Origin of the sequence: Tannerella forsythia 92A2 (assembly GCF_000238215.1) — a bacterium.
Classification (GTDB): domain Bacteria; phylum Bacteroidota; class Bacteroidia; order Bacteroidales; family Tannerellaceae; genus Tannerella; species Tannerella forsythia.
Map to the genome: position 1 here is coordinate 2,074,522 of NC_016610.1, position 11,989 is coordinate 2,086,510.

Annotated in this window: 8 protein-coding genes and 1 pseudogene; 7 read left to right on the forward strand and 2 right to left on the reverse strand. The window is 47.6% G+C overall.

Annotated features, from left to right (window positions below):
• Nucleotides 1–5: 5 nt before the first annotated feature.
• The 6 genes from BFO_RS08490 to BFO_RS08515 all read left to right on the forward strand — a co-directional run bounded on the left by BFO_RS08490 (nt 6) and on the right by BFO_RS08515 (nt 7,801).
• Nucleotides 6–1,541 carry a helicase HerA-like domain-containing protein gene (locus BFO_RS08490; RefSeq protein WP_014225278.1) on the forward strand — a complete coding sequence of 512 codons (1,536 nt, stop codon included), beginning with the start codon at nt 6–8 and terminating at the stop codon, nt 1,539–1,541.
• Nucleotides 1,542–1,936: 395 nt separating this feature from the next.
• Complete coding sequence (locus BFO_RS08495; RefSeq protein WP_244262900.1) at nt 1,937–3,082, forward strand: isochorismate synthase; 1,146 nt, start codon at nt 1,937–1,939, stop codon at nt 3,080–3,082.
• Nucleotides 3,079–4,815, forward strand: coding sequence for a 2-succinyl-5-enolpyruvyl-6-hydroxy-3-cyclohexene-1-carboxylic-acid synthase (menD, locus tag BFO_RS08500; RefSeq protein WP_244262901.1), 1,737 nt, complete (start codon nt 3,079–3,081; stop codon nt 4,813–4,815). Before BFO_RS08495 ends, menD begins: the two co-directional genes overlap by 4 nt.
• An 18-nt stretch (nt 4,816–4,833) precedes the next feature.
• Complete coding sequence (gene menB / locus BFO_RS08505; protein WP_014225282.1) at nt 4,834–5,658, forward strand: 1,4-dihydroxy-2-naphthoyl-CoA synthase; 825 nt, start codon at nt 4,834–4,836, stop codon at nt 5,656–5,658.
• The gene (locus tag BFO_RS08510; RefSeq protein WP_041590813.1) at nt 5,658–6,728 is read left to right on the forward strand and encodes an o-succinylbenzoate synthase; all 1,071 of its coding nucleotides are present in this window, start codon (nt 5,658–5,660) and stop codon (nt 6,726–6,728) included. The genes menB and BFO_RS08510 overlap by 1 nt, the downstream gene beginning before the upstream one ends.
• 23 nt (nt 6,729–6,751) lie before the next feature.
• Nucleotides 6,752–7,801 (forward strand): AMP-binding protein, encoded by a 1,050-nt coding sequence (locus tag BFO_RS08515; RefSeq protein ID WP_014225284.1) that lies wholly within the window; start codon nt 6,752–6,754, stop codon nt 7,799–7,801.
• A 23-nt stretch (nt 7,802–7,824) separates the two neighbouring features.
• Here BFO_RS08515 and BFO_RS08520 read toward each other — a convergent pair whose 3' ends face one another.
• Nucleotides 7,825–9,165: an IS1380 family transposase gene (locus tag BFO_RS08520; RefSeq protein WP_014223539.1), complete on the reverse strand. Its 1,341-nt coding sequence runs from the start codon at nt 9,163–9,165 to the stop codon at nt 7,825–7,827.
• 517 nt (nt 9,166–9,682) lie between these two features.
• Nucleotides 9,683–10,309, reverse strand: a pseudogene (locus tag BFO_RS14085) (TonB-dependent receptor); the annotation flags it as partial.
• Nucleotides 10,310–10,738: 429 nt separating this feature from the next.
• Between BFO_RS14085 and BFO_RS08530 the strand changes: the two are divergent.
• Nucleotides 10,739–11,965 carry a site-specific integrase gene (locus BFO_RS08530; protein ID WP_014225285.1) on the forward strand — a complete coding sequence of 409 codons (1,227 nt, stop codon included), beginning with the start codon at nt 10,739–10,741 and terminating at the stop codon, nt 11,963–11,965.
• Nucleotides 11,966–11,989: the final 24 nt, after the last annotated feature.

Consider the following 11,989-nt stretch of genomic DNA (forward strand, 5'->3'; position numbering starts at 1 on the left):
CTCTTATGTTGGCGAAGAATCAAAAAGCGCTTATTGCCATTGCGGGAGGGCAGGATATCTGTCTTCTCCCCCCAATGGCGAATCGTCATGGGCTGATTACGGGAGCTACAGGTACGGGAAAGACGTGTACCTTGCAAAATATGGCTGAAACCTTCAGTAGTATGGGGGTTCCCGTGTTTGCCACGGATATCAAAGGCGATCTTTCCGGGGTTAGCAGGCCGGGAGGCAGCAATCCGCATCTGCAAAAAAGTGTCGACCGGAATCGTCTTGCAGAGAAAGGCTTCGAATACCGCGGCTTTCCAGTATGTTTCTGGGACATTTTCGGAGAGCAGGGACATCCGTTGCGTACGACGGTCTCCGAGATGGGACCCGTGCTTCTCAGCCGTCTGCTTGATTTGAACGACATACAGAGCAGTGTGCTCACGATCGCCTTTCACATCGCTGACAATGAGCAGCTCTTGTTGATCGATCTGAAGGATTTGCGTAAAATGCTCGAACATCTCGGTACGGAACGAGGTAAATATATGGTATCGTATGGCAATATTTCGCCGGCCAGCATCGGAGCGATTCAGCGCGGACTGTTGGCACTCGAGGAACAGGGGGGCGACGTATTCTTCGGAGAACCGGCGTTTGATATATTCGACTTTATGCAGACGCAGGGCGGACGCGGGGTCATCAATATACTTGCAGCCGATAAACTGATTCGCTCGCCTAAAATTTATACTTCTTTTTTATTATACCTGCTTTCCGAACTTTTCGAGCAGCTGCCCGAAGTTGGCGATCCGGACAAGCCTAAACTTGTCTTCTTCTTTGATGAAGCGCATATGCTCTTCAACGATATCTCGAAAGCGTTGTTGGAGAAAATCGAACAGGTGGTCCGTCTGATCCGTTCGAAAGGGGTAGGTATATATTTCTGTACGCAAAATCCGCTTGATGTGCCTGAAACGATTTTGGGACAGATGGGGAATCGTGTACAGCATGCGTTACGTGCTTTTACGCCTCGCGATCAGAAGGCGGTGGCTACGGCTGCATCGACCTTCCGACAGAATCCGGCATTCGATACGAAGAAGGTCATTACGGAGCTTGGGGTAGGAGAGGCCCTTGTTTCGTTTCTTGACGAAAAAGGCAGCCCGACAATGGTTGAACGTGCGGTCATCCTTCCTCCGGAAGGACAGGCCGGCCCTGTCACTCCGGACGAACGTCGACGAATGATGCAGACCTCGCTCGTATTCGGTAAATATGAACGATCGGTAGACCGTGAATCGGCTTTTGAGATTTTATCCGGTCGATTGGCCCGGACACGGCAGGCGCAGGAAGAAGCCGTGCGTCAGAAAGAGGAGATCAGGCAACAAAAGGAGTTAGAGCGTCAACAACGCGCAGCACGTGTCGAACGTGAGCGATTGGAGCGTCAGCGCAAGCGTGAAAAAGATAATAGCGTGATGGGTAGCTTGACCAAGATGGCTTCGACTAAGGCTAAACGCGAGGTAGTCAATGCTTTGTTTAAGTTTGGTCGCGGCCTGCTGGGATCATTGATGAAGTGATCCTCTTCTTGTTTTGATATCCAATGTTGTTTTTTGCTCTTTTTTCTCGAGATTATTTGGATTTCTTTAAAAAATCTATTATATTTGCAGACAAAGAAGAATGAGTAAAGCCGCATTGTTAGATTGGGAAACTCATCAGATAAAATACAATTCCGAGACACGCTCTTGGCGCTGATGGCGGGCTGCAATTCCTTGTGAATGCTTCGGCACAGCAGATTACAAAGGCGTCAAAGGCACTCAAAACCTGTCATACGGAGTTTGTTCATATCGGCAGTGCGGCCTCCCATAAAAGAGGATGTGTCAAAACGTAATGTTGGGGCGCATCCTCTTTAATTAATCCGTATTTTTTGTCATTTTTTTTTCGGGGAAATTCAGCTTTTTTCTATGTTTGCAGTATGTGTAAGAAATATCTTCCTGTGGGTATGAAAGAGGCGGTGACTCATTGTCTGGATTCTTTCGTGCCGTTTTATTTATATCGTTTGCCCGAGCGGGAGGGAGGACGGCTGAGTTTCGGAGTTTCGCTGAGCGGACGAATAGAGTGTAAGACGGCGGATTTTTCCGTTCCCGGTTTTGTTGCGGCTCCTTTCGATTCGGAAGAAGAGGCTTACTTCATTCCCGGGGAATTCGAATGCGGGGGAGATTTGACGGATAGGGCGGTGCGGAATTTGAAGGATGCCGTATTCTCCGGTATCCGCATGCCTTGCCCGGAATCCGGAGATATGGATAAGGAAGCTTACCGTACGGCTTTTGAGGAGATCATGCGCCGGATAGATTCCGGGGTATTGGAAAAGGTCGTTTTATCCCGCACCTTGATCTTTAAGAGGGGCGATTCCGGATTCTCCGACGTTTTTTCTTATTGGGAGTTGCTCCGGAGGGCTTATCCCCATGCTTTCGTTTTTCTCTATTTTATTCCGGGAAAGGGAGTATGGGCGGGAGCGAGTCCGGAACTCCTGTTGGATTATACGAAAGGACGTGTAAAGACGATGGCTTTGGCCGGAACCAGACCCGTATCTTTCGAAGGCGAGTTGCTTAAGCCGTGGACACAAAAAGAGATAAGAGAGCAAGGAGTGGTCAGGGACTATATCAGGGAAGTGCTTGAGAACCACTGTCGCAGCGTAGAGATGTCGGAGACCCGCACCTTTATGGCCGGGAATATTTGCCATTTGTGTACGGATTTTACGGCATTGACCGGAGACGGCTTAGAAAGCTTGCTTAAAGCGCTTCATCCTACCCCGGCACTCGGCGGATTCCCCCGTAAGGAAGCTTTGGCGTGTATCCGGGAGGTCGAGGTGCATGAACGCAAATTTTACGGAGGATATTTGGGACCTGTGGGTAAGGATGTTGCAAGATTGTATGTGAACATCCGTTCGATGGAATTGTTTCCCGGGGCATTCCGGCTTTATGTGGGAGGAGGTATAAACGGAGATTCGGTATTCGAAGACGAATGGGAAGAGACCTCGGATAAGGCGGCTACTCTTTTGAATGTGCTTGGAATACATTCCGTCGGAGATAAGGCGAATTTTAATGATAATGCAAGATGATGGATTCGGATTATTCGGATAAGAAAGGCGTAAGCGTATTGATGGATTTATTCGAGATGAAGGGCATACGTAAACTCGTTATGTCGCCCGGTTCGCGAAATGCTCCTCTTCTGTTTTCTTTCTCCCGGAATCCCGCTTTCGAGAAATACGTGATTGCGGATGAGCGTTCCGCCGGTTTTTTCGCTCTCGGATTGGCTTTGGCCTCGGGTGAAGCCGTAGGACTGGTTTGTACTTCCGGTACGGCCATGTTGAATTATGCTCCTGCCGTTGCCGAGGCTTTTTACAGGGGAATTCCTTTGGTTGCGGTGACGGCCGACCGTCCGGCCGAATGGATCGATCAGGACGAGGGACAGACGATTCGACAAGAGGGAGCTATGGCCGGTTTCGTTAAGTCGTATTGCAGCTTGAGAGCGGAATTCGATACTTCCGCCTCGGCATGGTATGCCAATCGCCGTTTGAATGAGGTGTTGAACCATGCCCTGATGCCCCGGCGAGGACCCGTACACATCAATATGTCGTTTTGCGAACCGCTATATGGGATTTCTTCCGGATATTCCGGAAAAGAGCGGGCGATAACGTTCGTGAGGGAACGGCAAGAATTGCCGGAAGAGGTATGGGATATGCTCGTAAGGCGGTTTTTGGAAGCTCCCAGAGTGATGATCGTCGCCGGTTTTTATCCTCCCGACGAAGACGTGTCCGCCGCATTGCAGGATATATGCAAATTTCCCCATACGGTTTTGTTTGCCGAGAGTCTCTCCAATATCCGTACGGATACGAGTATAGGTACGGTAGACCGGGTATTGGCTGTAGCCGGAGAAGACGAATCGCTTTATCCGGAACTCCTTATTTCTTTCGGAGGCTCATTGGTTTCCCGTATGTTGAAAACTTTTCTACGGAGAGCGAAACCGGCGGAGCATTGGGGGATAGACGAGAGGTTTCCGGCTCCGGACACATTCTGTGCGCTTACCCATCATATATGTACGGGAGCTTCGGGCTTTTGGAAGGAATTCGCCGGACGGTTGAAAGACAAGGCGCCGAAGTCCCTCTCACCGGAAGGAGTTTCCTATGCCGGTTCGTGGCAGAGGATAAAACGGAAGGCGGACCTTCTGCACCGTACCTTTATGGCGGATGCGGGATGGAGCGACCTCAAGGCTTTCGAAGTGATTTTAAGGCATATTCCCCATGATGCTGCTTTGCATGTGGCTAATTCCACGCCCGTACGTTATCTCCAATTATTCGAACACGCGCATTATGCGGGAGGAGAATGGAGCAATCGCGGAACCAACGGAATCGAGGGGGCCACTTCCACGGCAATGGGGTTTTCCGAAGTATATTCCGGAACCACCCTTTTGATTACGGGAGATCTGAGTTTTATGTACGATTCCAATGCTTTGTGGATGCCTTATGTAAACGGGCGGATACGGGTGATCGTGATGCGTAACGGCGGCGGTGGGATATTCCGTTTTATTCCCGGGCCGGATTCTTTGAAGGAATTGGAGACCTGTTTCGAGACTCCGCTCGAAGTTCCCGTAAGGGAAATGGCCGGAGCTTACGGATGGAGGTATATGAAGGCCGCTTCCGCCGAAGAACTGGAAACGGTGTTGCCTTCGTTTTTCGCATCCGGCGACAGGGCGGTCCTGCTCGAGGTGGAAACGCCGAGGTTTGAAAACGCCCCTGTATTGAAATCGTATTTTACATATATTTCGGGGGAGTCTTACCCCGTAAACCGATAGAACTTACAATTAAAATAGATGAATATGAGAGAATGGAAGGAAATAAAGAAATACGAGGATATTTTATTCGAGTATTTCGAGGGAATAGCCAAGATAACCATCAACCGGCCCAAGGTTTATAATGCTTTCCGGCCGCAGACGAATGCCGAAATTCTGGATGCCATGGATATATGCAGGGAGCGTCCGGATATAGGCGTAGTCGTTTTGACCGGAGCCGGCGATAAGGCCTTTTGTTCGGGAGGAGATCAGCATGTGAAAGGAATGGGAGGGTATATCGACGGAGGAGGAGTTCCCCGATTGAATGTTTTGGATGTGCATAAAGCCATCCGTTCTCTGCCCAAGCCCGTCATTGCCATGGTCAACGGTTATGCCATAGGAGGAGGGCATGTGCTTCATGTGGTATGCGATTTGACGATAGCGGCCGAGCATGCCCGTTTCGGGCAGACCGGCCCCAAGGTCGGGAGTTTCGACGGAGGTTTCGGTTCTTCTTATCTTGCCCGTTGTGTAGGTCAGAAGAAGACGAGGGAGATCTGGTTTTTATGCCGTCAGTATACCGCTGCGGAGGCCGAAGCTATGGGGATGGTAAACAGGGTGGTACCTGCCGCGAGGTTGGAGGACGAAACGGTGGACTGGTGCAAGACGATATTGAGCCGGAGTCCGATGGCGATCCGGATGATTAAACGGGCTTTGAATGCGGAGCTCGACGGTCAGAGAGGATTGATGGAGTTTGCAGGGGATGCCACCCTTATGTATTATCTTATGGAAGAAGCTCAGGAGGGGAAAAATGCCTTTTTGGAAAAGCGGACTCCGGATTTCGACAAGTTCCCTAAATTCCCAGGTTGATGCTTAAGGCCGATTATATCCCCTATACCTTGAAATTCAAGGAGCCGGCAGGGACGTCGCGGGGCGTTTTGCATACCAAGCAGACTTATTTCGTGAGGGTATACGACGATGCTTTCCCCTCTCGGGCAGGTTACGGCGAGGCGGCTTTATTCCGGGGATTGAGTGCGGAAGAGGGAGCGGATTACGAAGAGCGGCTGGCGGAGGTTTGCAACGGCGTTTGCGAGTTTACTCCCGACGTCTGGCAGGCATATCCTTCTTTGTGTTTCGGGATGGAAACGGCGCTTGCCGACTTCGAGGGCGGGGGATTGCTTTTTCCTTCGGCTTTCACTTCCGGCGAGGCGGGGATTCCCATAAACGGTTTGATATGGATGGGGAGTTTCGAAGCTATGCGAAGGCGTGTGGAGGAGAAACTGGAGGAGGGCTTCCGCTGTATAAAACTTAAAATCGGGGCTATCGATTTCGAATCGGAACTCGCTTTGGTACGGATGGTCCGCGAGAAATTCGGGAAGGATGCCGTTATCCGTCTCGATGCGAACGGGGCTTTCGAAGAAGAGGAGGCTATGTATAAATTGGAACGTTTATCCGCCTTCGGTATCCATTCGGTGGAGCAGCCCGTCAGGGCCGGGAATTACGGGGCTATGCGCAGGATTGCGGCGAATGCCCCTGTTGCCGTGGCCTTGGATGAGGAATTGACAGGCTTATACGATGAAACTTCCAAACGGGAGATGTTGGCTTATATCCGTCCGGCCTGTATCGTACTCAAGCCTTCACTTGTCGGAGGTTTTTACGGCACGGAGCAATGGATAAGGATTGCCGAATCCATGGGGATAGCGTGGTGGATCACTTCCGCTTTGGAGTCGAATATAGGCCTGAATGCCATTGCCCAGTGGACCTATATTCACGGGAATCCCCTGCCTCAGGGATTGGGTACGGGCGCTTTGTTTACGAATAATACGGATACGCCTCTTTATACGGAAGGCGGTTATTTGAGATATGCCGCAGGGAAGAGACCTTCCCGTTGCGATATCGAGGCCTTGTTCCGGGAAAAATACGGGAACGGGGGATTGTAAACGGATATGGAAAGGGGGGGCTTATGAAAATTCTGTATGAAGACAGGTATTTCGGTTTGCGGGAGATAGCCGCCGGCGCCTTGGGAGATGATGTTCCGTGGAAATCCGCATTGCGTGCATTCGTATCGGAATGGTGCGATTCCCGGGATTTTATAGAGGTGCGTACTTCCGGCTCTACAGGTATGCCCAAGCTTATCCGTCTGCCTAAAAAAGCGATGGCGGCTTCGGCACGGCTGACCAATGCTTTTTTCGACATATCCCGGGATTCCGTACTGATGCTCTCTCTTCCGCTTTCTTATATAGCCGGTAAAATGATGGTGGTAAGGGCATTCGAAGCAGGGGCCGTTCTGTTGCCGGAATCTCCCTCTTCTTTGCCTCTTTCTTCCCTGCATACGAAGGTCAAACTCGGAGCGCTCGTACCCCTGCAGGTGGAGGACATCCTGTCTTCGGGGGAATGCCACCGGTTCGAAAAGGTAGAAAATCTTTTGATAGGAGGAGGCCCCCTGGCACGGACTACGAGAGAGCGGTTGGCGGATATTCCCACCCGTTTTTTCGCTACTTACGGAATGACGGAAACGGCATCCCATACGGCTCTCATGCGATTGAACGGAGAGGGAGCTTCCGCTTGTTTCGAGGCTTTGGAAGGAGTGCGTTTCCGCCGGGACGAATCCGGATGTCTTTGCATACATGCTCCCCATATTCGGGAATCGGAGTTTTGCACCCGGGATATGGTGGAGCTCGTAGATGAAAGGCATTTCGTGTGGAAGGGGCGTTTGGATTACGTAATCAATAGCGGGGGAATCAAATTCTCCCCCGAGGAACTGGAAGACCTCGTTTTCAGGGAGATGGAAGTCCCTTTTTATATCAGTTCTCTGCCCGATAAACGTCTCGGGGAACGTATCGTTATGGTGGTGGAGGATATGGAGTGGTCGCCGGAAAAGCGCAGGAGGATGGATGCGGTTTTCAGAAGACTGTTGCCCCGTCATGCCATCCCCCGGGAGATTATATATAGGGAACGCATTCCGAGGACGAAATCCGGAAAGATTATCCGTTTCCGAAAGAATAACTCTTGAGGTTGTAGTGCTTTAATCCCAGATTACGCAATAGGAATTTTTTGGTTCAGATTTATGGGGTAATCCCATAGTCCGATGAACCATTTTCGTCGTTTTTTAGTAAGTGCTATTTTTAGTTTGAGCGTATCGCCGGTCCTTTCAAAATATGCCCCTATAGCAAAGGTTCTGTAACGCAGTGTAGATAGTGTTTTTTGCGTTTTTTCTTGAAGAACAAATAGACGGAACAGAGACATTAAATTGTAGGCTGTCATCGAAAAAATCAAGGCAGCTTCGGTTGCATAAAAGTCTTTTAGATTAAAACTTTCAGCCCCAAAATCCTGCTTCAACTCTTTTATTCTGTTCTCAGCATCTCCCCGCATACGGTAGGTTCTCCAAACATCGACCATTGAGCAGGTTTGATTCGTAAAATAGGCAGAGTATCGGTAGTTACGATGGATTTCATCTTCGGGGAAAAGGCTCAACTGTTTTCCGCCCGCTTGAGGTCTTTTCTCTATTTTTTGCCTTACAATAACGATTCTTCTTGGTTTTTGCCAAGATTGTGCCTGATAGGTTTTGTCGCAAATCTCTATACCGTCATCTACTTTTACCCAAAAATCCTGTTTGTCTATCAGGTGTTGAATGGGGTGTGTAAATCGGGCTGCAACAATGTAAGGTAAAGATTTTTCCTCCAAACAGTCAAATATATTTCCCTGGCAAAAACCGCTGTCAAGTCGTACCAAGCCGACTTTTTTGTTGCCAAACATGGCTAAAGTCTCTTCCAAAAAACCAATGAAATTATGGGAAGCATTCGTGTTTCCGCTACGAAGCCAAAAATTGGCAACCATTTTTATATCGTTGACAAATGCAATGAGGGGATGATGACTTTTTCTGCCCTTTTTCTTAGGATTATAGCCTTTTGTAGCGCCATCCTGTTCCCCATAACGAGTAATTACCGAAGAGTCAATATCGAGTGTAAAAAAGTTAATATTCAAACTCTTGAAAAACCAACTAAAGAAATGACGAGCAACTTCCAAATTGGTTTTGGCATTGAATTTGGAAAAATATCGCTTGTAAACGTCTTGTGCAGGGGTATGTTTCCAACCGAAGATGTGTCCCAATGCCTTATCTGCCCGAGTAACCTCGGTATGCAAAAAGCGGTTGGCACCACACCAAATACTGGTTATAAAAGACTCTAAAATTACGTCCACATCATAAGCACGATTAGAGTTTTGGGTAGGTAAAGAATGGCAAGAAAACACCTGTTCTTTAAACCCGATTTTGTCTAACATTTGCTTCAAAAATACCATTCCGCCCCAAGGCGTAATCTCTTTATTGGTAAAGGATAACTCAAACTTCATACCGGCTTTGTGTCTATCGCTACGCATTAGAAATTATAAAATGCAAAGATAAGATTTTTTCTATCGCGGAATCTGGGTTAATTTCATTCAACAATCGGTACAGGGACCTACCTGGTTTTTGGGGGCGTAAGGATGACAGCAAATAACGTTTCTTTGAAGAGAAAAGCCACCGCGCCAAACGCCACAGCTACGGCGGCAATCTTCATCAAAACCATCAATCCAGTCTGACCAATTCATATTTTTGGTTACCTAATGTTTTAGAAGTTAATATTAAGACCTGCCATCACCGTAGCGCGGGGCATCGGGTATCCGGCGTTCATTTCATATGTTTGTGCCAGCAGGTTTTCACCTCTTACCCAGAAACCAAGCCATTGAGCAGCACGGAACGAAGCGCAAAGATTCCACAAAACGAAATTTTCCGTTGCGACAGGGGCAGTAGAAGTGTAAAGTCCTGCGATGTGCTGAAGTCCAGTCGATACATTCCAGCGGTCTTTCGAGAATGCAGCTCCGGCGTAGAGCTTATGTTCGGGGGCAGCCACCCTTCGTAACGGTTCTTCAAAGCAAAGGAGGTCACACCGCGTGTAATGTGCTGGTCGCCTTCCAACAACGGGGCGGATGCGGGACTGGGATAGGTAGCATTGAAGTGCGTCACGTTCACATCGGCATAAGTATTCCAGTTGTCGTTCAGTTCATAGCCCAACTTGACGTAACTGCTATACTGTTCAAAGGGCATGTTTTCACGATGCCCATCGGTCCGGTTGTACGAACCGCAAAGGATACCGGAGAAACGTCCTTGTCGGGTGCGGCTAGTTAGTTCCGTTTCCAGCGTGTTGTAAGAACCGTAGCCGGTATGCAGATGAGTGTGCACTCCGTCTTCGTGCATCTTACGGGTAACGATGTTAATAACACCCCCCATGGCGTTGGAACCATAGAGCACGGATGCTGGACCGTGAAGCACTTCCACCTGATCTGCCAACAAGGTTTGATAGGCGTCGGCTATCGGATGTCCAAAGATACCGACATACTGCGGATGTCCGTCTATCAGCACCATCAGTCTTGCGTTACCTCCGGAAAGTCCGCGTAGTGATATACCACCTGCCGCACCGTTCGATACACCGTAACCCATGACCCCACGCGAGGTAGTGAATAATCCGGGCACTTGCTCCGAAAGAAATTGTTCTTGTTTATTGATTCAAAGATACTGTTTTTACCTTGTTCCACCAAGCAAAGTCTATACTTTCATGTACCCATGGATCGCGGGATAGCTGGAAACTATTTGGGAATATCCCTAAAACAAGAAAAAAATCAATCGTTTAATAATCAACTTTTTAGATATTTGTTTCGTACCCAGACCCGGTACAAAGTATGTATAATAAGAGAAATAAAAAGAATATATTATGCTGACAATCAGTTATTTATAATTTTCTTATGTTTGGCAATTTTGCTCATTTTTACCTGTTTTTGGTTGAATAGTACACTTTTAGTACACTTTGATATTCGGAACTTTTTAGTATCTTTGCAAAATAAGAAAACATCTGAAAATAAATGAGTTAATGATTTTACTCGGTTCTATACTCATTCAGGTACATAACTATCAATTATGGCAAAGTTAGAAAATAAAGCAAAGGAAAACCCGAAATTGGAGCAAAATGTGCTTTCTGATGGTCGGATAAGTCTGTATCTGGAGTATTATCTCGGTAGAGAAGAAATACCTGTATTGGACGAAAACGGCAATCCAGTTTTGTATGAAACAGGTAAGATGGCTGGTAAGCCCAAAGTACATATTAAGCACAACAGGCGAAAAGAGAATTTGCAGTTGTACTTGATAGCCAAGCCCCGTACTCCTGCGGAAAGGCAACAGAACAAGGAAACACTTGCATTGGCTGCCAAAATCCGTGCGGAGCGTGAACAACAGTTTAAGGAGAGTATGCTCGGATATCGTTTGAAGAAAGATAGAAATATCAACTTCTTAGACTATTATCAGGCTTACATTGATAGCTATACCAAGAAAAACCTGCGAATGATTAAGATAGCCTTGAATCGTTTTAAGGACTTTTTGAAAGAGCAATATCCAGTTTATGAGTTCAGCATTAAGCCCGAACTAATAACCAAAGATATGATGGAACACTTTGTTGAATATCTGCAATCAAGAAGTGTGGGTGAAGGGGCAAAAAGTATCTATCAGCGTTTCAAGAAAGTTGTACGCTATGCCATTGACCACGAAGTGATGCAGAAAGATCCCTGCAAGGGCGTTGTGTGCAAGGTAGATGACCAAGTGTTGCGCAAAGATGTACTCTCAATGGACGAAATACAGGCGTTGGTTCAATGTCATTATGAGAATGAGAATCCTAATGTTAGACGTGCTTTTATTCTCTGCCTCTATTGTGGTCTGCGCTTCTGTGATGTAAAAGACCTTACCTATAAAAACATTGACTATACCAATCGCTTACTTAAATTTGAGCAGAATAAGACCAAAGGACATTCTGCATATAGTGGAGTTATTATTCCTCTCAATGATGGCTTACTCTCCTTAATTGGCGAAGCCCCTGAAGATTTAAATTCTTCTATCTTCAACCTCCCTTCATATGAGAGTTGCAGCAAATCTGTTAAACGGTGGGTAAAGCGTGCAGGCATCAACAAACATATCAGTTGGCATTGCGCTCGCCACAGTTTTGCAGTGAACATTCTAAACAATGGAGCCAACATCAAGACGGTAGCCAGTCTATTGGGGCATAGCGGATTGAAGCATACCGAGAAATACACCCGTGCAGTGGATAAATTGAAGTCGGAGGCGATAAATAGTTTGCCAGAATTGAGAATAGATTAACAAAATATACTATCTTTGCAATAT

Coding starts and splice junctions, on each gene's coding strand:
- BFO_RS08490 (WP_014225278.1), top strand. CDS start 6: ATGTTGGCGAAGAATCAAAAAGCGCTTATTGCCATTGCGGGAGGGCAG.
- BFO_RS08495 (WP_244262900.1), top strand. CDS start 1,937: ATGTGTAAGAAATATCTTCCTGTGGGTATGAAAGAGGCGGTGACTCAT.
- menD (WP_244262901.1), top strand. CDS start 3,079: ATGATGGATTCGGATTATTCGGATAAGAAAGGCGTAAGCGTATTGATG.
- menB (WP_014225282.1), top strand. CDS start 4,834: ATGAATATGAGAGAATGGAAGGAAATAAAGAAATACGAGGATATTTTA.
- BFO_RS08510 (WP_041590813.1), top strand. CDS start 5,658: ATGCTTAAGGCCGATTATATCCCCTATACCTTGAAATTCAAGGAGCCG.
- BFO_RS08515 (WP_014225284.1), top strand. CDS start 6,752: ATGAAAATTCTGTATGAAGACAGGTATTTCGGTTTGCGGGAGATAGCC.
- BFO_RS08520 (WP_014223539.1), bottom strand. CDS start 9,165: ATGCGTAGCGATAGACACAAAGCCGGTATGAAGTTTGAGTTATCCTTT.
- BFO_RS08530 (WP_014225285.1), top strand. CDS start 10,739: ATGGCAAAGTTAGAAAATAAAGCAAAGGAAAACCCGAAATTGGAGCAA.